Annotated in this window: 19 protein-coding genes; 8 read left to right on the top strand and 11 right to left on the bottom strand. The window is 54.9% G+C overall.

The features are described 5' to 3' along the window. The first annotated feature begins 4 nt into the window (after positions 1-4). On the top strand, positions 5-2,365 hold the full coding sequence (locus IT893_RS14655) for an ATP-dependent helicase (protein ID WP_197147721.1): 2,361 nt from the start codon (positions 5-7) through the stop codon (positions 2,363-2,365). 75 nt (positions 2,366-2,440) lie between these two features. Continuing rightward, positions 2,441-3,322 (top strand): 50S ribosomal protein L11 methyltransferase, encoded by an 882-nt coding sequence (locus tag IT893_RS14650; RefSeq protein ID WP_197145621.1) that lies wholly within the window; start codon positions 2,441-2,443, stop codon positions 3,320-3,322. Here IT893_RS14650 and IT893_RS14645 read toward each other — a convergent pair. Continuing rightward, positions 3,319-4,074, bottom strand: a complete 756-nt coding sequence (locus IT893_RS14645) for a sulfite exporter TauE/SafE family protein (RefSeq protein ID WP_197145620.1) — start codon at positions 4,072-4,074, stop codon at positions 3,319-3,321. The two genes, IT893_RS14650 and IT893_RS14645, sit on opposite strands and share 4 nt — an antisense overlap. A gap of 514 nt (positions 4,075-4,588) precedes the next feature. Between IT893_RS14645 and IT893_RS14640 the strand changes: the two genes are divergently transcribed. Continuing rightward, positions 4,589-5,674 carry an HD domain-containing phosphohydrolase gene (locus tag IT893_RS14640; RefSeq protein ID WP_197145619.1) on the top strand — a complete coding sequence of 362 codons (1,086 nt, stop codon included), beginning with the start codon at positions 4,589-4,591 and terminating at the stop codon, positions 5,672-5,674. 19 nt (positions 5,675-5,693) lie between these two features. Continuing rightward, on the top strand, positions 5,694-9,272 hold the full coding sequence (locus IT893_RS14635) for a PAS domain S-box protein (protein WP_197145618.1): 3,579 nt from the start codon (positions 5,694-5,696) through the stop codon (positions 9,270-9,272). Between the two features lie 49 nt (positions 9,273-9,321). On the opposite strand, the gene IT893_RS14630 is transcribed toward IT893_RS14635, so the two are convergent. Continuing rightward, positions 9,322-10,059: an SDR family oxidoreductase gene (locus tag IT893_RS14630; protein ID WP_197145617.1), complete on the bottom strand. Its 738-nt coding sequence runs from the start codon at positions 10,057-10,059 to the stop codon at positions 9,322-9,324. A gap of 138 nt (positions 10,060-10,197) precedes the next feature. Between IT893_RS14630 and IT893_RS14625 the strand changes: the two genes are divergently transcribed. The 3 genes from IT893_RS14625 (at position 10,198) to mgrA (ending at position 13,892) form a co-directional block, all read left to right on the top strand. Further along, positions 10,198-10,473: a hypothetical protein gene (locus IT893_RS14625; protein ID WP_197145616.1), complete on the top strand. Its 276-nt coding sequence runs from the start codon at positions 10,198-10,200 to the stop codon at positions 10,471-10,473. A 232-nt stretch (positions 10,474-10,705) separates the two neighbouring features. Then, on the top strand, positions 10,706-12,730 hold the full coding sequence (locus tag IT893_RS14620; RefSeq protein ID WP_197145615.1) for an aminopeptidase P family protein: 2,025 nt from the start codon (positions 10,706-10,708) through the stop codon (positions 12,728-12,730). 109 nt (positions 12,731-12,839) lie between these two features. Further along, positions 12,840-13,892, top strand: coding sequence for an L-glyceraldehyde 3-phosphate reductase (gene mgrA, locus IT893_RS14615; RefSeq protein WP_197145614.1), 1,053 nt, complete (start codon positions 12,840-12,842; stop codon positions 13,890-13,892). 81 nt (positions 13,893-13,973) lie between these two features. Here mgrA and IT893_RS14610 read toward each other — a convergent pair whose 3' ends face one another. Further along, positions 13,974-14,882: a LysR family transcriptional regulator gene (locus IT893_RS14610; RefSeq protein WP_197145613.1), complete on the bottom strand. Its 909-nt coding sequence runs from the start codon at positions 14,880-14,882 to the stop codon at positions 13,974-13,976. A gap of 140 nt (positions 14,883-15,022) precedes the next feature. Between IT893_RS14610 and IT893_RS14605 the strand changes: the two genes are divergently transcribed. Continuing rightward, the gene (locus IT893_RS14605) at positions 15,023-16,021 is read left to right on the top strand and encodes a DMT family transporter (protein WP_197145612.1); all 999 of its coding nucleotides are present in this window, start codon (positions 15,023-15,025) and stop codon (positions 16,019-16,021) included. Between the two features lie 12 nt (positions 16,022-16,033). Here IT893_RS14605 and IT893_RS14600 read toward each other — a convergent pair whose 3' ends face one another. The 8 genes from IT893_RS14600 to ftsA form a co-directional block, all read right to left on the bottom strand. Next, complete coding sequence (locus tag IT893_RS14600) at positions 16,034-16,633, bottom strand: thermonuclease family protein (protein WP_252723967.1); 600 nt, start codon at positions 16,631-16,633, stop codon at positions 16,034-16,036. Beyond that, positions 16,593-16,985, bottom strand: a complete 393-nt coding sequence (locus tag IT893_RS14595) for a hypothetical protein (RefSeq protein WP_063088828.1) — start codon at positions 16,983-16,985, stop codon at positions 16,593-16,595. Before IT893_RS14595 ends, IT893_RS14600 begins: the two co-directional genes overlap by 41 nt. Before the next feature lie 28 nt (positions 16,986-17,013). Continuing rightward, entirely contained in the window at positions 17,014-19,113 is a 2,100-nt protein-coding gene (gene ligA / locus IT893_RS14590) for an NAD-dependent DNA ligase LigA (RefSeq protein WP_197145611.1), read from the bottom strand. Between the two features lie 49 nt (positions 19,114-19,162). Next, complete coding sequence (gene recN / locus IT893_RS14585) at positions 19,163-20,833, bottom strand: DNA repair protein RecN (protein ID WP_197145610.1); 1,671 nt, start codon at positions 20,831-20,833, stop codon at positions 19,163-19,165. A 260-nt stretch (positions 20,834-21,093) separates the two neighbouring features. Then, positions 21,094-21,918 carry an outer membrane protein assembly factor BamD gene (locus tag IT893_RS14580; protein WP_197145609.1) on the bottom strand — a complete coding sequence of 275 codons (825 nt, stop codon included), beginning with the start codon at positions 21,916-21,918 and terminating at the stop codon, positions 21,094-21,096. Between the two features lie 223 nt (positions 21,919-22,141). Next, positions 22,142-23,110: a UDP-3-O-acyl-N-acetylglucosamine deacetylase gene (gene lpxC / locus IT893_RS14575; RefSeq protein WP_083996922.1), complete on the bottom strand. Its 969-nt coding sequence runs from the start codon at positions 23,108-23,110 to the stop codon at positions 22,142-22,144. 335 nt (positions 23,111-23,445) lie between these two features. Further along, positions 23,446-25,101, bottom strand: coding sequence for a cell division protein FtsZ (gene ftsZ / locus IT893_RS14570; protein ID WP_197145608.1), 1,656 nt, complete (start codon positions 25,099-25,101; stop codon positions 23,446-23,448). A gap of 191 nt (positions 25,102-25,292) precedes the next feature. Next, positions 25,293-26,504, bottom strand: coding sequence for a cell division protein FtsA (gene ftsA / locus IT893_RS14565; RefSeq protein ID WP_252723966.1), 1,212 nt, complete (start codon positions 26,502-26,504; stop codon positions 25,293-25,295). Between the last annotated feature and the right edge of the window lie 248 nt (positions 26,505-26,752).

The following is a 26,752-nucleotide window of genomic DNA, read 5'->3' as shown; positions in this document are numbered from 1 at the left end:
CATGATGGATGATCCCTTCGAAATTGATGAATTCGCCGCCAGCCCCGAAATGCGTCTGGCCGATACACCGACCCCGGCATATCTCGACAATCTGAATGCCGAGCAGCGCGATGCTGTCGAAACGCTCGACGGGCCATTGCTTGTTCTGGCAGGTGCCGGAACCGGGAAAACGCGTGTTTTGACCACGCGTCTGGCGCATCTTCTGGAAACCAAGGCGCAAACCGAACGCCTGCATCCGCAGCAGATCCTTGCCGTTACCTTTACCAACCGTGCGGCAAAGGAAATGCAGGAACGTGTCGCACAGGCGCTTGGTCGTCCGGTTGAAGGTTGGTGGCTGGGAACCTTCCACTCGCTCTCAGCGCGCTTGTTGCGCCGTCATGCCGATCTGATCGGGTTAAAGTCAAACTTCACCATCCTTGATAGCGATGATCAGGTGCGCCTGCTTAAGCAGATCATGGATGCCGAACAGATCGATCCGAAAAAATGGCCAGCCAAGCAGCTGATGGGGATCATTCAGCGCTGGAAGGACAAGGGTCTGACGCCTGAACGGGTCAATGAAAGTGTCGAGTTCGCCAACGGCGGGGCCAAGCACCTTTACAAGATTTATCAGGAACGCCTCAAAGTCCTGAACGCCTGTGACTTCGGCGACCTGTTGCTGCATTGCCTGCCCCTGTTCCAGCAGCACCCGGAAGTCCTGAAACAGTATCAGAACACCTTCCGCTATATTCTGGTTGACGAGTATCAGGATACCAACGTTGCCCAGTATCTGTGGCTGCGTGCAATGGCGATGGTCCATCGTAACATTTGCTGCGTTGGTGATGATGATCAGGCGATCTATAGCTGGCGCGGGGCCGAGGTCGGCAACATCCTGCGCTTTGAGTCTGATTTCCCAGGTGCCAAGGTGGTTCGTCTTGAGCAGAACTATCGTTCCACCCCGCACATTCTGGCTGCCGCGTCCAAACTGATCACGTTTAACGATGGCCGTCTGGGCAAGGAGCTGTGGACCGAGATTGATACTGGCGACAAGGTGTTTGTCAAAGGTGTCTGGGACGGTGAAGCAGAGGCCCGCCTGATCGGTGAGGATATCGAAGCCCTGCAGCGCAAGGGCGTTGGCGCATCGCAGATTGCCGTTCTGGTGCGTGCCGGTTTCCAGACCCGCGAGTTTGAGGAGCGCCTGATCACGCTGGGTATTCCGTACCGCGTTGTCGGTGGTCCGCGCTTCTATGAACGTCAGGAAATCCGTGATGCGCTGGCCTATATCCGGCTTGTTGCGCAGCCTGATGACAGTCTGGCATTTGAGCGCATCGTCAATGTACCCAAGCGCGGGGTTGGCAAGGCAACGCTTCAGACATTGCATCAATATTCCCGTGATCAGGCGATCTCGCTTCCGGCGGCGGCGCGCGATTTGTTGGATACCGAAGAACTCAAACCCAAGATGCGCCAAAGCATCGGCGGTCTTTTGGGGGATTTCAAACGCTGGCGCGAAATGCTTGGCAACAGCAGCCATGTCGAAGTCGTTGAAACCGTTCTTGATGAAAGCGGCTATACCGATATGTGGCGGACTTCGAAGGAAATTGATGCGCCCGGCCGTCTGGAAAACCTGAAAGAACTGGTATCCGCAATTGGCGAGTTCGAGAACCTGACCAGCTTCCTCGAACATGTCTCGTTGGTGATGGAAAATGCGCAGAACGATCATGAGGAAAAAGTCACCATCATGACCCTGCACGCCGCCAAGGGACTGGAGTTCGATTATGTCTTCCTGCCCGGTTGGGAAGAGGGCGTCTTCCCGCATCAACGCGCGATGGATGAAAGCGGGGTCAAGGGCCTCGAGGAAGAGCGTCGTCTTGCCTATGTCGGGATCACCCGGGCGCGCAAACGTGCGACCATCTGTTATGCGGCCAATCGGCGCATCTATAACCAGTGGCAATCAGCCCTGCCATCGCGCTTTGTTGATGAGTTGCCGGACGAACATATCGAACGCAGCAGCGATACCGGTCTTGGCGGGCATGGTGGCAATCATTCACCAGGTGCGTGGGGTGCCGATGACTGGATGAAAATGCCAAGCTGGGCAAGCGACAGTGGCAGCACGCCGTCGCGCAATCCGGTATCGGGTGCGGGGGAGCGTAAATTCGCCTCAAGCGGTTGGCAGGATCGCGTGCGCAAGAACGTGATTGATGTGAAGCCCGACGGTGAAACCAGTTATTCCACCAGTTCCAACTCATCGAAATACAAGGTGGGTGATACGGTGCGCCATCGCAAGTTCGGGTCGGGAACCGTCCGTGCGGTCGATGGCAACAAACTGGAAATCCATTTCGAAAGTGTCGGCACCAAGAAAGTGGTCGACAGCTTCATCCTGCCGGGGTAAGCCCCGGACAACATTTTCGGATGACCGATTTAACCGGGCGGAGCACATTTGCCGCCCACACGAGCGAGAAGCGATATGACCGAACCCGTCCTTTGCTATAACTTCAAGTTCGAAGTTGATGGCGCCTATGCGCAGATGTTTGCCGACGCGCTGTTTGATTATTGCGATGCGCTTTCGCATTTCGAGCGTGATGGCAACCCTGACGGACCTTGGCGTATCGAAGGCTTTGCCGGTGAGATGTTTGACAAGGGTGCGGTTGAGACCGCGTTGTCGATCATGGCATCCGCAGTTGGCATTGATACGCCAACCGTGACCTTTGGCACCTATGAGCCAAAGGACTGGGTCAGCGAAAACCTGCGCAGCTTCAAGCCGATCTCGGTCGGGCGTTTCTTTGTCCATGGTTCGCACTGGAACGAGGAAATCCCGGTATCCAGAACAGCGCTTCAGGTCGATGCCGGTCTGGCATTCGGGTCTGGTGAACATCAAACTACCAAGGGATGTCTTGCTGCAATCGACTGGTTGGCCAAACGCGGACCGCGTCAGAATGCGCTTGATATGGGCTGTGGGTCCGGCATTTTGGGCATGGCCTGTGCCAAAACCTGGCGGTGTCCGGTGATGATGGCCGATATTGATGCCGCATCGGTTCGGGTTGCACGCGAAAATGCCAAAACCAACAAGATCGCCGATCTTGTCACGGCCATTCATTCAAACGGTTTTCAGGATGCCCGTATTCGTGATGCCGGGTATTATGACATTGTCTGTGCCAACATCCTTGCCCGCCCGCTGCGTGGCATGGCGCATGACCTGACCAGTACGCTCTCGGAAAACGGTGTTGTCATCCTCTCAGGCCTTCTTGCGCATCAGGAACAGTTTGTTCTGTCGGCCTACCGCGACGTCGGGCTTTCCCTGATCAATCGCTTCAAGGTCGAAAACTGGACAACACTTGTTGTCGGCTAAGCCATAAGGGCGAAGACAAAGCGATATATCCCCAGAAGACCAAGGCCGACGATAAGGACGCCAACCGCAATCATAAGCGGCTTTCGCGGGATGATTTTGACAAGCACGGCCGCCAATGGGGCGGCCGGCACACCGCCGATTACAAGTGCCAGTGCCGCCATCCCGAAGCTTTCCAATCCGAATGATCCGGCAAATGTAACGGTAATCGTCACGGTTACAAAAAACTCGGCCGCAGCAGACGTTCCAAGCATGCGGTGCGGTTCATTGCCGCGATAGACCAGCGTGCTTGATACAATAGGTCCCCAGCCGCCACCCCCGATTGCATCAAGAAATCCACCGATCATGCCAAGCGGGGTAAGCCCACGGATTGCCGCAGGCGGCTGAACTTTGCGAAGCGCCTTTGCAATTACAAGAACGCCAAGGGCACTAAGATACAGCGCGACAAACGGAGCCAAATAGTCCCCGATCCCCGATGATAAAAGAGCGGCCCCGGCACAGCCGCCTATTGCACCGGCAAGTGCCAGTTGACGGACCATGCGCCAATCGACATTGCGTGCAAAATGGTGGGCTGTACCGGAAACAGCGGTGGTTGCAATCTCGGCGGCGTGGACAGTCGCACTTGCCTGTGCAGGTGGTAAGCCAAGCGTGATCAAAAGGGAAGTTGAGGTCAGGCCATAGGCCATACCAAGGGCACCATCAATCAATTGGGCGATAAATCCAATCAGAACGATCCACCAGAAAAACTCATCCATCTTCGCCGCTAGCTCCAGGCATGGATACGATGCTGCAAAGTGTAGCAAGTTGGCGGCAATGCGATATTGCGTTGTGATTTTTGGGTGGCATTGCCGTTATGCATTAATGCCACGAGACTTTTGACAATTAGGTGCCCACGGATAACGGGCAATGCCTAACAGGTTCGCACCGGGACGCGGAAACGCCCATCACCAAAACCGCCTTGTCGGTCGCTATTGCATGATGACCAGGTGCACGATCCGGTTGCTTTGATCGATTTTCCGTATGCTGATTTTCTCCGATTCGCATTGCAATCGAGCCTTCGGAATAGAAATCCCTGAGATACCAGAACTTCTCCATCAAATTTCAATCAAAGGTTTTCAATTCTTTTTCCGCGAAATCCCTTGGAAACAGGGCAAAAAATAGCCTGAGAACCGATCTCACACTTTTTGCGTATGTTGCAATATACAATACCAACGGATAGGTTTTATCTATTCGCTCGTAGTATTTTGTATCTGGCATGGGGCAGAGTGATTGAGTGAGCTTGAACGTCGCATTTTGGTTGTAGATGACGAACCGCCGATCCGAAAATTGCTGGCACGTATCTTGGAGCGTGCCGGTTTTGAAGTGGTGGTTGCATCTGACGGACTTGAAGCGCTTGAGACAGTAAAATCTGACGCATCATTGCGTCTGGTTGTTTCTGATTTGCGCATGCCAAATTGCAGTGGTCTGGACTTCGTCAAACGGGCAATCAACGAATACAAACGGGATTTCGAATTCATTCTGCTGACCGGGGATGGTGACAAGAGCGATGCCGTAACGGCACTGCGTCTTGGTGTGCGGGAATTTCTTGATAAGCCGATTGAACGCGCCGATCTTGAACGCGCCGCACTTGATGCGCAGGCGCGACTGCAGGAACGGGACCGCGAAGTCGAACGTGTTCGTAAACTCGAACTGGAAAATATCAGTCAGTCGAAAACCCTTGATGACATCAGCCGCAAACTTGGCGGTGCAGAACAGGAAATGATCGACCGGCTCAGCCTGATTTCCCAGTATCGGGACATCGAAACAGCGGAGCATTGTGTTCGCGTCGGTCTTTATTCTCAATTGCTGGCAGAAATGGCCGGTCTGGATCAGAATGTTCAAAGAACAATTCGTCTGGCGGGCATCCTTCATGACATCGGAAAAGTCGGCGTGCCCGACGAGGTGCTTCTGAAAAACGGAAAGCTGACCGACGACGAATTCAAGGTCATGCAGCGCCACACCGAGATCGGCTTTGCGATGCTCAATTCATCAGACAACCCGGTTCTGGGACAGGCCGCAATCATTGCGCGCTATCATCACGAACATTGGGAAGGGTCGGGCTATTGTGTGGGCCTGTCGGGCGCGGATATCCCGATGATTGCGCGGATCGTCTCATTGGCAGACGTTTATGACGCCCTTCGCAGTGCGCGCCGATACAAACCGGCCTATGGCCACACGGAAGCCGTCAATATCATCACCAAAGGTGACGAGCGAACCTCCCCGGAGATGTTCGATCCGAAACTTTTGGGGCTGTTTGCCGACAATCATCTGCGCTTTGAAAGCATCTATAACAGCATGCCCGACCAGTTGGTCTGAGAATGGGGCCCGATAACTCATGCCAAAAAGATTAAGCGCCAATCTGGACCGGACAAGAAACCGCATCGCAGACTTTATGCTGTTTGTGATGTCGATTGGCGGTTTGCCCGCACTGGTTTCCTCGATGTTGCGCGAAGCAAGTCAGCGTTCGATCACGGTCGAGATCATCCATCTGTTGGTTTTTCTGGCCGTTGTTGCCGGTCTTGTACTGCGTAAGCGCTTATCGACCTTTACCAAGTCGGTTGTGATTGTCGCCGCAATGACAAGCATGTCGTTGCTTTATATCGTCAGATTTTCACCCGCAAGCGGCATGGCGATGATGATTGTATCGACCGTGATCGTGGCGCTGTTCTGGCGATTTTCCGTGACCATTCGATACGCGGTGTTCTGCGTTGTCGCGATTGCAAGCGTCGGCGTGATGCGTGTTTTCAACCTCGACGGGGGCTTGATTACCGATAGCGGCACCGTTCCCCATACGTTGCCGGTTTGGGGATCGGCACTGTTTGGGTATGTCTGGATGACCGCGTCACTTGTTGTCGGGATCGTCTGGATGCGGCAGGCACTTTTGCAAACCAGCATGGACCAGTTGCGTTCGCAGAACGAACTGATGTCGGGCAAAAAGTTTCTTGAACAAATCCGCGAAAGTGCGTCCGAAGTCGCCAACCATTTCTCGTCACTTGAGCGCATCGAAAATGCGTCTTTCCGCCCAACATTGAAGCGTTTTGCCAACCTGATGAATTGTGAACGGGCAAGTCTGTGGTTGGAAAAAGATGATGGTGACGTTGAGTGCGTCGGGCTGTTTGATGCCAATGATCCGTCGGCAAAACATGATGGCATGATTTTGAAACGCGTTGTATTGCCGCGATATTTTGCCGCGCTGGAAACCGGGCAGATTATCGATGCGGACAACGCCGTTGAAGATCCACGTACTTCCGAGCTTAAAGACGCTTATCTGATCCCGATGAATATCAAGGCAATCCTTGATGTTGCGTTGATCTCGGCGGCGGGCCGAATGGGGATATTGTGTTTTGAGTCTGTCGGGCGGACCAGAGTATGGCGCCCTGAGGAAATCGTTTTCGCCCATATGGCAGGTGGGTTGTTGGCAGCCGCCGCAGGCATGAAAAATGTCATGGAGGCCAATGACGAGCTTAGCTTCTCGCGCCGTCGCTTTGAGGCGGTTGCCAACTACACCTACGGCTGGGAAAGCTGGATCGCACCTGATGGCAAACTGATCTGGGTAAATCCGGGGATTGAACGCGTTCTTGGCTACACGGTCGATGAATGCATGGCGTGTGGTGATTATCCGCTGTCATTTATTGCGCCCGAGGATCGCGACCGTGTGCGCCACTATATTGACGAAGGTCTTGATGGCCTGTCAGGCAGTGACCGCGAATTCACCGGTGTTCACAAGGATGGCCGTAAGGTCGGTATCGACATGTCATGGCAACCGATCGCCGATAGCGACGGTGGGAACCTCGGCATCAGGATCAGTTGCCGCGATATCACCGAACGCATCCGTTATCGCCAGGATCTTGAGGTTGCCAAAAGTGATCTGGAGGCCAACCAGCGCCGCCTGCGTGCGCACTTCAACAACGCGAAAATCGGGGTGTTTTACTGGACGCCGGACAGAACCATCATCGAGGTGAACGAAACGGCCTGTCAGCTGTTTGGCTACAATGCCGATGAGATGGTTGGCAAGAAGCTTGAGCTTCTGGTGCCCGAGGAAGACCGGGCGCGTCTTGGCACTCTGATCGAACGGATCATGGAAACGCAAAACAGCGTCAATAACCGGTTCGAGAATGTCAAACGTGATGGCAGCCGCATCATCTGCGAATGGTATGAAAGCCCGATATTTGATGCCAATGGCGAACTGGATTGTATCGCCAGTTTCGCACTGGACGTGACGGAGCGTGAACGCCATCAGGAGACACTGGAATCCATTTATCGTGGTATCCGCTATCAGGTCGGTGCCGGGTTCTTTGAAAACCTGACAAAGGTTCTGTGCGAAACACTTGATATGACCTATTGCCACATCGCCGAACTTGTCGGTGACCGGGTGAAATCAGTTGCGTTCTATTCCCCGGATGGCAGTCGCGGCGGCCTTGATTTTGCCTTGGCTGGGTCTGCTGCGGAACGCGTTATCAAGGAAGGCACGTTTGTCTGCAAAGACAATTTTTCCGTTTTGATGAAGGATGTCCAAAAGGTCACTGACGTTGATGTCGTAGGATATGTCGGGGCCGCGCTTTACGATAGTGAGGCACGCCCGATCGGTATTCTGGTGACCATATCGGACAAACCACTTGGTGATCCGGAACTGGCGAAATCCATTGTCGAAGTGTTCGCGTCACGGGCGTCTGCCGAACTTCAGCGGCTTCAGTCCGAACGCAAACGTGAAAAACTTGAACAGCAACTGCGTCATTCCCAGCGGATGGAAACCATCGGTGTTCTTGCGGGCGGGATCGCACACGATTTCAACAATATCCTGCAGCCAATCAGTGGTTATGCCGAACTGCTTTATTCCGATTTGCCCGAAGATTCACCGCTGCGTGAAGATGTTATGGAAATTCGCCAGGGCGCAGATCGGGCCCGTGATCTTGTCCGTCAAATCCTGGCATTCAGCCGGAATTCAGAAACAGAACGTTCTCCGATTGATGTCGGGTCGATGATTTCGGGTACGGTTCGTTTTGCCCGTGGGTCCATGCCATCAAGTGTCTCGATCAAGGTCGAACTGGGGGCGAAATCCATGACCGTGATGGGCAACGCAACACAGCTTGATCAGTGTTTGATGAACCTGATCACCAATGCCTGTCATGCGGTTGGCGATCAGGGTGAAATTCGCGTGAAGGCAAGCCGCTTTGAAGTCACTGAAGACAGTCTGGAAATACATCCGTTATTGACGGTCGGGCGCTATATCCAGATTAGCGTTGTGGATAACGGCGTCGGTATGGAGCCGGAAACAGCCAAAAGGATCTTTGATCCGTTCTTTACCACCAAGGAACCGGGCAAGGGTACTGGTCTTGGTCTGTCTACGGTGCATGGCATCGTGACTGGCCACAAGGGCGAGATATCGGTTTATAGCCGTCTGGGGCAGGGAACCCGGTTCGCGATCCTGTTGCCGGAACATGATCGCGAAGCCACGGATGAAAAGCGCGAAACCCGCAGTCTGTCGGCAGGTGCGGGCGGGCATCTTGCGGTCGTGGATGACGAGGAAAAGAACCTCAGGCTTTGTGCGCGCATGTTGGAGCGGATCGGATATTCCGTCGATACGTTTAACGAGGCCGCCAAGGCGCTCGAAGCGCTGAGTGCACCGGATGCAAACTTTGACGCGCTTCTGACTGATCAGACCATGCCGGGCATGACCGGCCAGAAATTGATCGAAAAGCTGCGAGAGGCTGGCAATGAAATCCCGGTTGTCGTGATGACCGGGTATGCCTCAGACGAGGTGACCGACGCCTTCAATGCTTTGGGGGTTGCGCGGATACTGGCCAAGCCACTTGATATCATTGAATTGCACGATGGCTTGGCCGCGGTGTTTGGCGAAACAAAGGACGTGGCGATGGCATCTGCCGATTTGCCGGGAAAGCCTGAAACGCCCTAAGAGTACCCAAATCCGGAAAGTTGTCGAGTATCAGGCTTGATCGGTCGCGCTACCGGCCGCCTGATACATCAATGATGCTGCCTGTGACATAGGACGCGTCGCCCGAGATAAGCCAAAAGATGCTTTGGGCGACTTCCTGCGGGTCGCCGGCACGTCCCAATGGGCAATTCGGGCCAAGTTCATGGGCGCGTTCCGGGCGGCCACCACTTGCATGAATATCGGTTTCAATGATGCCCGGGCGCACGGCATTGACACGAATCCCTTTCGGACCGAGTTCCTTGGCAAGGCCGATAGTCAGCGTGTCGATTGCCGCTTTTGATCCGGCGTAATCAATATATTCGCCAGGTGACCCAAGCTTTGCAGCAATGGACGAAACATTGACGATAGCGGTACCGGAACGAAGGGTTCGTGCGGCTTCGCGTGCAACCAGATAGGCACCCAGCACGTTGGTATCGAACACGGCTTTCATGCGATCAATATCCATATCCGCAAGTGTGCTTTGCCGGGCGACAATGCCAGCATTATTGACCACGGCGTCAATCGCGCCAAACCGATCACGTGCGGCCTCAAACAGGGCAATAACGCTGTCTTCATCGCGGACATCGCATTTGCGGGCAATCACATTGCCGGTAAATCCGGCGCGCTCGCACATCGCACATGTTTCATCAGCACTTTCCTGATTGCCAACAAAGCTTAGCGCAACGTTCCAGCCCTTGGCGGCAAACAGAACAGCAGTTGCGCGTCCGATACCGCGTGACCCACCGGTGATCAGAACTGTCTTGGTCATTTCCACTCCGCATCGTGATGATGATTTACTGTTTGGGGCACTATGGCGTGCTGGCCTGCGACTGGTCAAAAAGAAACGGCCCTGCTGTGGAGAAGCAGGGCCGTTTCAGAGGGAAAAGACAAAAATGCCGCAAGGATCATGAACCGTGATCCTGCGCTTCGTCTTTTGATGCAGACCAACCCGGGCGGGATTGATCCGTTATTCCGTATCCTTGGCATCTTGCGGGTCGTTTTTAGTTCGATCCGCAATGTCGTCTGCCGGATGGGCAGGGCCAGTATCAAGACCGAGCGCAGTTTTCTGACCAATGGCCAGGCGCTCAAGGCCGTCATAGGCCGTCTGGCGACGACGGGATTGTATGACGCTCAAGGCAGTAATAGGAAAACGGATCACCGTTCATGGTCTCCAGCAAATTGACGTCCCGACGGGCCATCTTTTTGTCGCGGGACTGTCATACGTTAACCTTTGGCTAATGTGCATTGCGAAGGTTGCAACGCATTCATACGCGGGATGCATGCACCGGTGTTTCGGGCGGGGAAAAGGGCGTAGTATGTCCGAAAGTTCTTTGGTGCTTGCGCGACATCGGCACAAACCCTTACATAGGTCTTACCACCTGCCCAATGCCCCACATGTTTTAAAGAGGATCTTCATGGCCAATTCCGGTGATGCTCAACTTGCCAAACTGCTTGAAGCTGCCAATGTCGACAAGGATGTTAGCGCTGTCATCGACCTGATTGACGGTGTTCTGGCCGCAGCCCAGGGCAGCACGCGAGAAGACTGGATTGATCTGATTTGCCAATCCCCGGATGATGCCCTGCGGGCAGAATTGCTGGCCCTGCGGGATGAGCGCAAAACGCTTTTTAAAATGGCCAAGGATGATTTTGACGCCGCCCATCGACTGGATGCCTTGCGCACCTATCTGACGGCCAAGGGCGTTGACGGCTTTATTGTGCCGCGTGCGGATGAACATCAGGGTGAAAATGTGCCAGCACGGGCCGAACGTCTGGCGTGGCTGACCGGCTTTACCGGATCTGCGGGCGCGGCCGTTGTCTTGCGCAACAAGGCCGCTGTTTTTGTCGATGGCCGTTACACCATTCAGGTGCGTCAGCAAGTTAACCGTGATCTGTTCGAATACCGCCACCTGGTTGAAGAACCAGTTGTCGGCTGGTTGCATGATCATCTGAAATCGGGCGAGAAGCTGGCTTATGATCCGTGGCTGCATACCGTGCAACAGGCGACCCATCTGCGGTCTGCCTGTGAAGCCGTGGGAGCTGAACTGATCGCGATTGATACCAACCCGATTGACGCCATCTGGCATGCCCAGCCGCACCTGCCGCTTGGCCCGGTGCGCCCGCATCCGATGGAATATGCCGGTAAATCCAGTTTTGAAAAGCGCACCCAGATTGCCGAAATCCTGTCGCGCATTTCGTGCGACAGCGCCATTCTGTCGGCACCTGACAGCATCGCGTGGCTTTTGAATATCCGTGGTGCCGATGTGCCGCAAACACCGCTTGCACTTGGCTATGCGATCATCAACGGCGATGCCTCGGTCGAACTTTTCATGGACGAACGCAAGATCGCGCCAGAAACGCTCAAATGGCTGTCGGGTGAGGCAACCTTGCGGGCACCGGGCGAACTCGGGGATGCCCTGAAGGCGATGGGCAATCAGGCTGTGCGTCTGGATGAAGCCACTGCAGCCGACTGGCTGCGCATGAAATTGTCCGACGCCGGTGCCACCGTGCGTGTCGGGCGTGATCCGGTCGCCATTCCGAAGGCCTGCAAGAACGAGGTCGAACTTGAAGGTTCGCGCAAGGCCCACAAACGCGACGGCGAAAAGATCATTCGTTATTTCAAATGGCTTGATGAAACGGCCGCCAACGGTGATATCGACGAACGCGCGGCAGCCGACATGTTGCTATCAATGCGTGCCGAAGATCCGTTGTTCCGTGATTCAAGCTTTGAAACCATTCCGGGCAGTGGCCCGAACGGGGCGCTTTGCCATTACCGCAATACTCCGGAAACCAACCGCAATCTGACCCCGGGCGAGATTTTCCTGATTGATTCCGGCGCGCAATATCTTGATGGCACCACCGATATCACGCGCACGACCGTGATCGGGAATCCGACGCAGGAACATCGCGACCGCTTCACCCGCGTGCTGAAGGGGCATATTGCCCTTGCCCGCGCGGTATTCCCGGTTGGAACGACAGGCCAACAGCTTGATACGCTGGCACGCATGCCGCTATGGGAAGCCGGGCTTGATTTTGACCATGGCACAGGCCACGGCGTTGGCAGCTACCTTGGTGTGCATGAAGGTCCGCAACGTATTTCCAAGGCGCCGAACACGGTGGCCCTGAAACCGGGCATGATCCTTTCGAACGAGCCGGGCTTTTATAAGGAAGGCGAATACGGCGTTCGCATTGAAAACCTGATTGCGGTAACTGAAATCGATGCGCCGATTGGGGCAGATCGCAAGATGCTTGGCTTTGAAACGCTGACTTTCTCGCCGATTGACCGCAAACTGATCGATCCGGAATTGATGACCAGGGACGAGCTGCAGTGGCTTAACGATTACCACGCACAGGTCTATGCGATGTATGCCGATGATCTCGATGATGATCATCGTGAATGGCTGCAAAACGCAACAGCGCCGATCAAAAAGAAATCAGACTGATTTCTCGCTGTGTACTAGGCACTGACAAACAGGGTCGAATGCCCTATTAAGACTGCATTGGATCGATTCAAGAAAAGCGGTAAACCGCTTCTGAAAGCAGGAGGAATATATGGCTGAAGTCGAAGCCCAGTGGATGGCAAATCCTGATCGCTATAACGATGAAAACTGGGACCGTTGCGGGCGCAGTGGATTGCTTCTGCCGAAAATCACGCTTGGTCTGTGGCAGAATTTCGGTGGCGTCGATGTTTATGAAACCCAGCGGGCGATGGTCCGCCGCGCGTTTGATCGCGGTGTGTTCCACTTTGATCTTGCCAACAACTATGGCCCGCCGCCGGGTTCGGCCGAAGAAAACTTTGGCAAGGTGTTGTCGCAGGATCTTAAAAAGCACCGTGACGAGTTGATCATTTCCACCAAGGCTGGCTATCGCATGTGGCCGGGACCGTTTGGGGAATGGGGGTCGCGCAAGTACCTGATTTCCAGCCTTGATCAAAGCCTTAAGCGGATGGGGCTGGATTATGTCGATATCTTCTATTCCCACCGGGTTGATCCCAACACCCCGCTTGCCGAAACCATGGGCGCACTTGATCAGATCGTGCGTTCGGGCAAGGCGCTTTATGTCGGGATTTCGTCCTATTCCCCGGAAATGACCCGCGAAGCGCATGCGATCCTCAAGGACATGGGAACGCCGTGCGTCATTCATCAGCCGTCCTATTCGATGGTCAATCGCTGGGTCGAGGATGGTCTGCTTGATACCCTTTCCGAGCTTGGCATGGGCTGCATCGCCTTTTCGCCGCTTGCACAGGGTCTTTTGACCAACAAGTACCTGAATGGCGTGCCAGAGGATTCACGTGCCGCCCTTGAAGGATCCTTCCAGAAAGGCATGCTGAGCGACGAAAACATCAATCGCGTTCGCGCACTGAACGAGATCGCCAAACGTCGTGGTCAAAGCTTGGCCCAGATGGCGATTGCCTGGGTGCTGCGCCGTCCCGAGGTGACCTCTGCCCTGATTGGTGCACGTCATGTTCAGCAGCTTGATAACAGCCTTGATGCGCTCAATAACCTTGAATTCAGCGCAGACGAGTTGGCCGAAATCGATAAATATGCCGGGGATGCCGGTATCAATCTTTGGCAAAAATCGTCGGACAGTCAGGCACCCGTCTGATCCCAACGATTGATACGATGATAAAAACCCCGACCGAAGGATGATTTGGTCGGGGTTTTGTTTATCAGAGCCCTTGTTGGCCTATTTTGGGTTGGCCATCGGAACAGTGCCAGCAAGATCACGCAATGTATCGACAACCGCCTTGCCCCCGGCACTCAGCGGGCGATCCTGTAACCAGGACAGCATCACCTTGCGCGACAGTTCAGGGTTGGTGATGCGCCGTGCCTTGAGACGCCCGGTCGAAAGTTCCTGAACCAGCGAACTGCGCGGCAAGACGGTATGCCCGACATTGCGCGTCACCAGATCGACCAAAACGCGAAGGGCATCGGCCTCGACCACCGGGGTCAACGGCCGTCCGGCGCGAAAGGCCGCTTCCTGCATCATGGCGCGCAGCCCGTGCTTGTTGGTCGGCATGATGAGTGGCAGGGACAAAACATCTTCATAGGCGATTTCGGTTTCCTGTTCGCCGACCTGTGAGGGGTGGGAAATCAGAAACAGGTCTTCACGCCATAGCTGTTCGGCATGAAGGCTGCGTGAAATCATGCCGTCATGTAGGATGCCGATATCAAGTCGCCCCGAAAGTAGTCCTTCCTGCACATCACCCGTCAGGTCTTCGGCAACCGTGATGTTAAGGTCCGGGTACCGATCGCGCAGAGTTTCAATCAAAGCCCCGGTAATGACGATCCCGGCGCTGGGCGGAACGCCGACATGCACATGGCCTGTCACCTGACTGCTGCGGGCCGAAAGATCCGCTTCAAGCCGGGCAAGATCGGTCAGGATCACGCGGGCCCGTTCGGCAAGCATCTGGCCTGCTTCGGTCAATTTGACACCGCGTCCGGTGCGTTCCAACAGTTTGGTGTCAAGCGCCTCTTCGAGAAGGTTCAGCTGCCGACTGAGTGCAGGCTGCGACAAATTAAGTCGCTCTGCCGCGCGTGACAGGCTTCCGAGTTCGGCAATATGTACAAAGCTTCGAAGTTGTTTGATATCCATCGGGCGTGATCCTGAGCAGCTTTGCGCATCCATGTGCCTGCTAGATATAGCCAAAGCTGATATCTGATAGCAATTAATTCGAATTGAATAATGGCAGTTCACGGGTAACTATGGCAACCGATAGAGGATCGGAGAAACTCATGACGCCACCACCGTCACCTTCTGAGCCCGGGCAACAGGTTGTTACGCCTGTCGTGTCGCCTGCGGGTTCCGCGCTGACCATCGTGTTGCTTGCGACAGCTGCCTTGGCCATGAAAGGCCTTCTGGCAAAATTTGTTTATGCCACAGGCATGACAGTGGATGGCCTATTGCTGTTGCGGTTTTTGATCGCGATGCCGCTCTTTTGGCTTGGTGTGGTTTTGTTTGGTAAAAACAGGCCGGGCGACCGCAAGATGAAGCCGGTCGATCTTGCATGGGGCGGGCTTTATGGCGGGCTGTTTTTTCTTGCGGCCTTGTTTGATTTTACCGCCGTTTCGTTGATTGAGGTCACCGTTTCAAGGATCGTGCTGTTTACGTTCCCGGCTGTCGTGATGATCCTTGAAGCGCTCCATAAACGGCGCTTTCCGCCATTTCGCCAGATTGTCTGCTTTGTCATAACCTATGTCGGACTTGTTTTGGTGCTGGCACCGGGCGGGTTTGGCGAAGTGTCGCAGGCACTTTGGTACGGGGCGGCTTGGGCGTTCGGTTCTGCCGTGACCTATGCGATTTATCTCTATTTCGGACAGCGGATGATTACCGTTATCGGGTCGATGCATTTTGCAGCCCTGATCAACACCATGGCCGGTATTTGCATGGTGAGTTACCAACTGATCGTGCAAAACCCGCTGAACCTGAATGTGGCCGGTATCATGTGGACGGCAGGCATTTCGATCTTTTGCACCGTTCTTCCGTTCTTCCTGCTGTACGAGGGCATTCGCAGGATCGGGGCGACGCAGGCATCGTTGATATCGCTTTCGGGGCCAGCCATGACATTCTTCGCCGCCTGGCTGTTCCTTGGCGAAGTTCTGACAGTACCGCAATTGGTTGGGTTTGTGGTGGTTACACTTGGTGTGGCGTCACTTAAAAACAGCTTTACGCTGGCGGGGCTGGGCAGGTTGCTGGCACGGCCGTTTGCATCGGGCGGGACGTCGCAACGCTAATTGGGTTTGACGTTATTCGTCACGCTGCCAGCGGCGAACTTCAATTTCATGTTCGGGTAAACGTTCACCGCGCCGCCATTTCAGCGGATCGATAAATTCTCCTGCCCAGACGCCGGTGCGTGCCTGTCGCGCCTGATTTTCATAGGCTTCGTATTCCGGCATCTGATCGGGGCGGGCAACCGCCATGCCCCGAATAATCAGGCTTTGTCCAATATCAACCCCGTTGGCATTTCGGCAAACGGCCATGTTGCGATGGTACCGGTTTTTCCCGCGGACTTCGCACGTGATGGGTGTCGCGACCAGAAGGTTGGTGGTCACCTGCCATGCTTCGGCACCGCAGGCTGTGCTTTGGCCGTTGATCAGACATTCCTGAAAACGGTTCATGGCATCCGCCCCCCACAGATCAACACGTTTGAAGCCGAACTCAAGCGTATCAGCATCAACCGCACGCGCCGTGCCCGACAGGGTGTCAAAGTCAGGGTCGGCCTTTGATACTGCCGGAAAGCATCCCAGCATCAGGGCAAAACCAAGTGTGATCAGGCGGTGGGGAAGGGCGGGCACCATGCGGGCCTCAATACAGGTCGCTGTATCTGATTTCATCAAGCTGGGCAAAGATGACTTTCCACTTTTCATCCTGCTTGAGCAGCGCGAACGCATAGTCGCAATCAAAGATCAGGTTGTTTTCTGAATTGCCAAAGCGGAACGAAACAATTGCACGCGCCCCACCGGGAAGGGCGGAATGTTGTTCAATCACCATGGATTTCGCCATGGCAAGATCAGCATTTTTCAGTTCATCAAAGAATGAGTGATGGTATTTGTGCAGATCGTCTGAACTGCCAATGGCCTGCACGCCGGACAGATCATTGATCAGGCACGGGAAGTGGAAGAAATCATCAAGTGCGTTTTCTTCAAGCTTCAGATGGGCGTCGACATAACGGCGAAAAAAACTTCCAAGGTCTTCCATCAGCACACACTCCCCGGTTAGATCATTTTTATTCCGTGGCAATCAGATCAAGCCATCCCTGTTCATCAAGCACTGTAACACCTAATTCTTCTGCTTTCTTTAATTTGGAGCCCGCACCCGGTCCTGCAACCAGATAATCGGTTTTTGCCGATACGGATCCGGCGACCTTTGCACCAAGACTTTCGGCTTTGACCTTGGCCTCGTTGCGTGAAAACAACTCGAGCTTGCCAGTAAAGACGACGGTTTTGCCATTGACCGGATTGTCGCTAACTTGTGGGGCTTCTACATCGGTGATGGTCAAAAGCCCTTGCAGATCATCAAGAACCTCGCGGTTGTGATCTTCGGCCATGAATTCGATCAGGTCCTTGGCAACACCGGGGCCGATCTGATCAATGTTGATCAGTTCGCGAAGGGCTTCGCTGTCGGCTTCATTGGCCGCAACCATGGCACTGCGCCATTCGGCAAGCGATCCATAATGGCGTGCCAGAAGCTTTGCGGTTGCCTGTCCAATCTGGCGAATGCCAAGTGCATAGATAAACTTGTCGAGCCCGATGGTGCGCCGTTCATTGATGCCGTCGAACAGCTTGGTTGCGGATTTTTCGCCCCAACCTTCAAGCTTGCGGATGGCATCGCCATGATCGCTTTCAAGGCGGAAAATATCGCCAGGCGACTTCAGCCAACCCAGTTCAAAGAACGCCTCGACATTTTTCGCCCCCAGGCCATCGATATCAAAGGCTGTGCGCGATACGAAATGTTTCAGGCGTTCAACCGCCTGTGCCGGGCAGATCAAGCCGCCGGTGCACCGGGTGACGGCTTCGCCTTCTTCGCGCATGGCGTGGCTGCCGCATTTCGGGCAGGTGTCAGGGAACTGATATTCGCTGGTCTCTTCCGGGCGTTCATCAAGGATGACTTCAACCACCTGCGGGATGACATCGCCGGCACGCTGAATGACCACCATGTCGCCAACCCGAACGCCAAGACGTTCGATCTCGTCACGGTTATGCAGGGTGGCGTTGGATACCACCACACCGCCAACGGTGACCGGCTCCAATCGTGCAACCGGGGTCAGTGCGCCGGTGCGTCCAACCTGTACTTCGATGGCATTTACACGGGTGCGGGCTTTTTCGGCCGGGAATTTGTGCGCAATCGCCCAGCGTGGTGACCGGCTGACAAAACCAAGGCGCAGCTGCAGTTCAAAGTCATTGACCTTATAAACAATGCCATCAATGTCGTAATCAAGATCCGGGCGCTGGGTTGCCAGTTCGTCATAGAACGCCATGATGTCATCGGCATTATGAAGCAACCGGGTCAGCGGATTGGTGACAAAGCCCCATCCTTCAACCTTCTGCAGGAAATTCCACTGGTTCTGGGCCAGGCTTTCGGACAGTTCGCCAAAGCTATAGGCAAAGAAGCGAAGCGGGCGTTTGGCACTGATCGATGGATCAAGCTGGCGAAGCGATCCTGCCGCTGCGTTGCGCGGATTGGCAAAGGTCTTGCCGCCGGTTTCGGCCTGTGTCGCGTTCAGTTTCTGAAACGCAGAGCGTGCCATATAAACCTCGCCCCGGATTTCGACGACATCGGGCGCATCATCGGGAAGCGTCTTGGGGATGTCGTTAATATGGGCGACATTGGCGGTAACGTCTTCGCCCTCCGATCCATCCCCACGGGTGGCAGCCGTGACCAGTTGGCGGTTTTCGTAGCGCAGTGACAGGGAAAGGCCGTCGATCTTGGGTTCGCCAACCACTTCGACCGGGCTGTGCGCCGTCAGGTTCAGGAAGCGACGAATACGGGCAAGAAAATCGACAATGTCTTCGCGCGAAAATGCATTGCCAAGTGACAGCATCGGGCGGGCATGCTTGACCTTGGCAAAGCCTTCGGCCGGAGCGGCACCGACTTCCTGTGTCGGGCTGTTTTTCTTAAGCGTCGGATAGTGGGATTCCAGTTCGATCAGGCGATTGAACAGCGCATCATATGTCGCATCCGAAACCAGCGGGTCGTCATTGACGTGATAGGCCTCGTTATAAGACCGGATACGTTCAGAAATTTCGGCATGCTGTTTGCGCGCCTCCGTGCTCGAAGACGGCAATTCGGGAAGTTCGGACATGTTTGACGCGTGTTCGGCGCTCATATTCTTTTTGTTCCGTATTCAAGGTTGGGCCGACGCGTTGGCGCCGGGATCAATTGGGTTGTTCAAGCAGGCTGTCGGCCGCGGCACGCGCCTCTGCCGTCACGGAATGACCGGCCAGCATACGGGCGATTTCTTCGCGCCGCGCACCATCGACAAGGGCATCGACGCGGGTCACCATGGTGCCTTCTGCCTCGCGCTTGGCAATATAGAAATGCGTGCGACCACGGGCGGCGACCTGTGGGCTATGGGTGATCACAAGGATCTGGCGTTCCTGAGCCAGAAGATGCAGGCGCTGACCAATGGCCGCTGCCGTCGCGCCACCGACACCACTGTCGACCTCGTCAAAGACCAGACTGGGTACGGCAGAGACACGCGCAAGCACGACCTTGAGTGCCAGCAGGAAGCGCGAAAGCTCGCCCCCCGATGCGATTTTGTTGAGCGCGCCCGGGGGGCTTCCGGGGTTGGTCGCGACCGTGAACTGCACCCGGTCAATGCCGTCCTGACCCCATTCTGGTTCTTCAAGTTCGGCAATATCGGTCACAAAGCGCGCCTTTTCCATGCGAAGCGGCGGCAATTCGGCATTGATCGCGCCATCAAGCTTGGCGGCCGCTTCCTTGCGCGCCGCATGAAGCTTTTCGCCCGCTTCGATATAGGCTTTGCGATATTCGCTTACGGCGGCGGTCAGACGGCTCAGTTCCTTCTCGCCGAATTCAAGCTGATCGATCTGGGACCGGAAATCCTTCATCAGCGCATTCAGCCCATCGACCGGAACATTGTATTTGCGGGCGGCTGCGCGCAGGGCAAACAGGCGTTCCTCGACATTTTCCTGATGACCGGTATCAAGATTAAGATCAGCCAAGGTGGCCGAGATCGCCCTGTTGGCTTCTTCAAGCTCGATCGCGGCACGATCAAGGGCTTCGATAATCGGTTCAAACCGGCCATCGGCCTTTTCAAGTTCACGTTCAAGGCACCGCTGTGCACTGCGAAGGGCACTTTCGGCACCCTTGCCACGCGAAAGTTCCGTGCCGGCATCATTCAGGGCGGCAACCAGCTTTTCACCATGCATCAGGAATTGGCGTTCCTCGGCAAGGCGTTCTTCTTCGCCTTCTTCGGGGGAGAGCTTTTCAAGCTCATCGACGGCGTGGCGCAGCCATTCCTCTTCCTCGCGCGCCTTGTCAATTCGGGCGCGGGCGGCATTGAGTTCCTTTTGGGTTTCACGCCAGGCGCGCCAATGGTCGCGCACGGTCATGGCAAGGTTGCCAAGATTGCCGTGGGCATCAAGTGTCGCGCGGTGGGTGGTGGGATCAAGAAGGCCGTGCTGATCAAACTGGCCCTGAATTTCGACGCAGTAATCACCAACATCACGCAGCAGCCCGACCGAGACGGACTGGTCATTCACATAGGCGCGCGACCGGCCATCTGACGTTACCACCCGTCGGACAACAAGGTCTTCGCCCTCAAGATCAATATCCTGATCTGACAGCAGTCCGAAAACCGGGTGGCCCTGCGGCAGATTGAAGGTTGCGGTGACACTGCACTTATCGCAGCCATGGCGGACAAGGCCGCTATCGGCGCGCGCACCCAGGGCGAGGCCAAGGGAGTCAAGCAGGATCGATTTACCGGCACCCGTTTCACCTGTGAGCACGCTGAGCCCGTCGTGAAAATCGAGATCCAGTTTGTCGATAAGGACTACATTCCGAATGCTGAGGCGTCGAAGCATTGCTGGGTACTGATGTTGTTAACGGAGCAGCAGACAGGTACAGCCAAACTTGTTTGTGAATGTGCAGAGTGCCCAATCCCGCCCTGCCTTGCAAGCCTTGCGAAGGCGAAACGACATTCAATCATGTCGTCCCAAGGGCGTTTGATCAAAACGCAGTGATATCAGACATTAACCGCAAGTTGTTCTTTTTTTGTTCTATCTTGTCGCAAGGCGGATTGTCAAGCAAACCCTTGGCCTTGCGAGGGTTTGCTTGATTGAAATCAGAACAGGCTGGATATGGCGTTGGTCGTGTCATCCCACCAACTGCTGTCTTCGCGCTCCGGTGCGTCTTCACCAAGCATGAGACTATAGGACTCGCTGTAATATTCACTGCCCGGGAAGTTGTGACCAAGCACGGCCGCGGTCCGTTTGGCTTCGCCTTCAAGACCAAGCGCGAGATAGCATTCGGTCAGGCGTGCAAGGGCTTCTGGCACGTGGGTGGTGGTCTGATAATTTTCGATCACCGATTTGAAACGGTTGATTGCCGCCAGATATTCGCTGCGGTCCTGATAATAGCGCCCGACATCCATTTCCTTGCCCGCAAGGTGATCGACCGTCAGGTCCTTTTTCAGCTTGGCATCGCGAGCATATTTGCTGTCAGGGAAGCGGCGAATGACGTCGTCAAGCGCATCCATCGCGTGCTGGGTCATCTGCTGATCGCGGCCGACGTCGGAAATCTGTTCGTAATAGGACAGCGCCTTGAGGTAATAGGCATATGGCACATCCGGGTTGGCCGGATGCAACGAGATAAAGCGATCCAGTGCGTTGATCGCATCATCGTATTTGTTGTCCTGGTAATAGGCATAAGCCGACATCAGGGTCGCCTTGGTCGCCCAGACCGAATAGGGGTGCTGACGTTCGACTTCGTCAAATGCCTCGGCCGCCTGTTGGTATTCCTTGGCGTCAAGCAGATCCTGCGCGCCGTTATACAGTTCGGAAACCGGACGTTCTACATATTCCGGCGCATCATTGCTTGAACATGCCGCAAGCATCAGCGACAGGCCGAGAGTTGCAATGACGTGTTTGGCGCGAACGGTACTTAGCACTGTGACGTATCCTCGAAATTTTTGACGCACTCACCGTAAAATCCGCCGGACTATATCATGCGAAGGGCGTGCTTGGGCAAGTAGTTGTGTCGTCAAATGCCGACTTTTATTCCATGTTAAATGCTGTGACACGGATCAGAACACTGAAAACCAACGCCGAAAACAAAAAAGGCGACCACGCGGGCCGCCATTTTCATAATTTGGATACCAGTGACGCCTGATTTCAGGCGGTGGCAAGCATTGGCTCGGAAACGCCGCGCAAGGCCGCCTTGGTCAGCGGAACAACACGATAAGCGTCTTCGTCGGCCAGCAACGCCTGCAGCAGCAGATTGTTGACATGGTGACCAGATTTGTACGCGGTGACCTTGCCCTGCAACTGGTTGCCGGCGGTATAAAGATCGCCCAGCGCATCAAGGATCTTGTGGCGGACGAATTCGTCTTCGTAACGCAGGCCTTCCTCGTTCATGACTTCGTCACCGGAAAGAACAACCGCGTTATCAAGCGAACCACCACGGGCAAGACCGGCAGAACGCATGGCTTCAACTTCATGCAGGAAGCCAAAGGTGCGCGCACGTGCGATGTCGGCCACAAACACACCGTCATCGAACTTTACGGACATGCGCTGGTTGGCAATGGCCTTGCTGGCGAAATCGATTTCGAAATCGATCTCGAACCCGTTGGCCGGTTCAACGCGTGCGGTGCAGCCGTTATATTCGACTTCAACCGGTTTCAGGACTTCAATGACCTGACGCGGGGCATCAAGTTCTTCGATGCCAACGCAATCAATCAGGAAGTTAAACGGGGCGGAACTGCCATCCATGACCGGAACTTCGTCGGCATCGATATCGATGAGCACGTTATCAATGCGCGTACCGGCAAGGGCGGCCATCAGATGTTCGATGGTCCCGATCTTGATGCCCCGGGCTGCATCACCAAGGCAGGTGCAAAGACGGGTATCGATCACGCCATCGTAACGTGCCGGAAACAGCGGCTGGTCATCCAGGTCCGTGCGGCGGAATACAATGCCATGATCGGCAGGGGCAGGGTGAAGGGTAATGCGAATCTTCTGACCGGAATGCAGACCAACACCGGCACAGCCGATAGAGGCTTTGAGCGTGCGCTGGAGCACATAACCGTCGCCGGAAAAGCCAGTCTGCGTGATAGCAGAACCAAGATCGGCAATATTGTTCACAGGAACCCCCAAATCAGGTCAGTCAGTTTGTCATCAATCAACGTCAAAGCATGTTCAAAGCCACCTTCAAATTGGTTGGCCCCTGCTTTGTTAGTTTGGAACACTACTGTTGATCGAACAATCACTCAAATCACTCTTTGTTACGCTTTGTAAACTTCATAGTACTTTGAAATTAATAAATAAAATGCATTTCTGCTGGGTATTTTGAGCCGGTTGTAACCGTTTGGCTTACGGGCTTTGGTCACAATTGCCGAATTACAGCGTCATCCAAGCTGGTGCGTCCAAAAAAAAGGGGAAGGCATTAAGCCTTCCCCATCTTCGCGCGGAGATCGTCGTCAGTTGGCCTGACGACGAAGGAAGGCCGGAATTTCAAGAAGGTCGTCAGACGCGCCTTGCGCCTTGCCCCGGGAAGCAGGCTCCTTCTTCATGACATGTTCGCTGTCCTCGCCAAGCGGCATCTCGGTCTGGCGTGGCGCAGGAGCCTGCGGCTGCGAGACTTTCGGCTCCGCATAGCTATGCGGTTCCTTGGCGGTCTTGTTCTTGCCAAACAGGCTGCTCAGAACAGAACGCGGCGAGGTTGCATTCTGGGCATCAGCTGCCTCGAATACGTCCGGGCTGTGCTGAGCATGCTCGGCTTCGCTTGGCGTTACAGCACGCGGCGGAATGAAAGCCATGTCGCCGTTGCTGGTGGGTTTCTGGACCGGCTTGTCTGCACGCAGAACGGGTTTCGGTTTCAGGACCGTCTGGCCCATTTCAATCGACCCGGTTTCCTGTGCTTCGGCCTGATGGCTGATTTCCGGCTGCTGTGCGCTACCGGTTGCAGCAAAGCGATCAGCAGGAATGTGATCAACCGACGCACCACCCGCATAGTCACCAGCACCCGTGTTGTGGGCAGCAGCGGCTGCTGCGTTGCCTGCGCCATGTTGTGCGAAGGACGGTGCCGCGGCAGGCTGTTCTGCCGGTTTCTGGGAAACAGGCTGTGCAACAGAAACAGTGGTCGGTTGCGGACGGCGAACTTCTTCGGCGTCTATACCGGTTGCAACAACAGAAACGCGAAGCGCACCTTCGATGGTCGGATCGAAGGTCGAACCGAAGATGATGTTGGCTTCGGATGCAACTTCCTCGCGGATGCGGTTGGCGGCTTCGTCAACTTCATACAGCGCCATATCCATGCCGCCGGTGATGTTGATAAGAACCGCACGGGCACCCTTCATCGAGGCATCTTCAAGAAGCGGATTGGCTATTGCAGCCTCGGCAGCCTCAAGTGCACGTTTTTCACCCGATGCTTCACCGGTGCCCATCATGGCTTTGCCCATCTCGCTCATGACAGTGCGGATATCGGCAAAGTCAAGGTTCACAAGACCCGGGACCATCATAAGGTCGGTAATCGAACGGACACCGTTGCGCAGAACGTCATCAGCCATCTGGAAGGCATCTGCGAAGGTTGTTTTTTCATTCGCGACCCGGAACAGGTTCTGGTTCGGAATGATAATCAGGGTGTCGACATACTGCTGAAGCTGTTCGATACCCTGTTCGGCGGTGCGCATGCGGCGCGTGCCTTCGAAATGGAACGGCTTGGTAACAACACCAACGGTCAGAATGCCGGCTTCTTTGGCCGCACGTGCAATGACCGGGGCTGCACCGGTACCCGTACCACCGCCCATACCGGCGGTGATGAATACCATGTGGCTGCCTTCAAGCTGCGCCTGAATTTCTTCAATGGATTCTTCGGCGGCGGCACTACCCGCATCCGGACGTGCGCCTGCACCCAGCCCCTGGGTAATCTTGCGACCAAGCTGCATCTTGCGTGTTGCTTTTGCTTGGGTCAGGGCCTGAGAATCGGTGTTGGCAACAACAAAGTCACATCCTTCAAGTTCGGATGCGATCATGTTGTTAACGGCGTTGCCGCCGGCACCACCGACACCGATAACGGTGATCTTTGGTTTTAGGTTTTCTTCCGTTTCAGGAACGGAAAAACTGATTGTACTCATTGTTTGCTCTTCCTCTCCGCGCTTTAGAGCTGAGGGTCCTACACAAGCCTTCCCTTTGCCTGTGCGTGCCAGAAATACTTCGGGCACAAAGACCTCCGAGTCCGTTTTAGCTGGCAAAGAGTTATTGCCTTCTTAATGCGGCTAAAAGTTTTCGGGAAAATGGATAAAAAAAGTGCGTTTGGGGGTGCGAACTAGAAGTTCTCTTTGAACCAGGCACCCAAACGGCCCCAACGCCCACCCGATTGACGGATTTGCGCCATGGCTTCGCTCAGGGGGTCGTTCTGTTGTGCAACAGCGCGCAACAGCAGCCCCGAACAGGCCGAAAAAGCAGGTCCGGCGGTGGCTTCGGCATGGCCCGAAACACCGTGCGGCAGGGCAATCGTGGCCGGACGTTCAAACATCTGACTGGCCAGATCGGCAATCGCGTTCAATTGGCTGGCACCACCGGTCAGAACGATGCTGCGACCACCGATTTGCGACAAGCCGTGTTCTTCCAACTGATCGCGGATCAATTCGAACGTTTCTTCAAGTCTCGGCTTGATGATGTTGATCAGCATCGAGCGCGGCACATGATTGAAATTGTTTTCGTCTTCATCGCCGATGGTCGGAACCGCGAGGATTTCCTGATCATCGGACGGCGAGGTCAAAGCACTGCCATGCAGGGTTTTCATGCGTTCGGCATGATTAAGCGACGTATTGAGCCCATAGGCGATATCGCGCGTGACATGAGCACCACCGACCGGGATCGAGGTGGTGTAGACCACCTGACCGGCATTAAAGACCGCCACACTTGTGGTGCCTGCGCCCATATCAATCACGGTCGCGCCCAGATCGCGCTGATCGGCTGTCAGGGCCGACAGACCCGATGCCAGCGGGGTGACGACCGTTTCCTCAATCGCAAGGTGGCAACGCGCCAGAAGGGTGCCAAGATTGCGCAAGGGTGCGGTTTGCGTTCGTACAAAATGCAGATCAAGACCAAGGGTCGATCCATACATGCCGCGCGGATCATTCATGGTGTTGGCACCGTCAAGGCGGAACCCCAATGGGACAGTATGGATCAGCTCATCACCGGCCTGACGCAGAAGGGCTTCCTTCTGATCATTGAGTTTTCGGATCTCAAGATTGCCAATCGGGCGGGAGCCAAGCGGAAGCTCAACCGTGTGGGTTTCGGATTCCGGTCGACCGCCAGACAGATTGACAATGACTGAGTCGATGGTCTGACCCGCCATTTTTTCAGCGGCGTTGACCGCGGCAAGCACGACTTCCTGTGCGGCATCAAGATTGGAAATTGATCCACTTTGCAGGCCCTTGGACATGTTGTGACCAATGCCGATGATTTTCGGCGGTTGGTCCTTTTCACGTCGTGCAATAAAGCAGCAGACCTTGGACGTTCCAATGTCCAATGCCGCAATCAATCCTGATCTGGTTTTGCCGCGTGCCAATTGAATGCTCTGAATTTTTATGGGTTATGTGGTCGGACTTTTTTTGACCGTACCTTATTAAGCCTGTTTTCGACCAAAAGCGGTTGCAATTTGGTTAAGGCAGACCGTCGCATAACGCATCTTCATGCGAAACTACGCAAAGAAGGTGGAAAAACAATCATGATATTGCGCAAGTCAGTGCTTTATGCGTCTGAAACGGGGCGCAGGAT

Origin of the sequence: Thalassospira sp. A40-3 (assembly GCF_015871485.1) — a bacterium.
Taxonomy (GTDB): Bacteria; Pseudomonadota; Alphaproteobacteria; order Rhodospirillales; family Thalassospiraceae; genus Thalassospira; species Thalassospira tepidiphila.
This window is presented reverse-complemented; position numbering and strand designations above follow the sequence as displayed.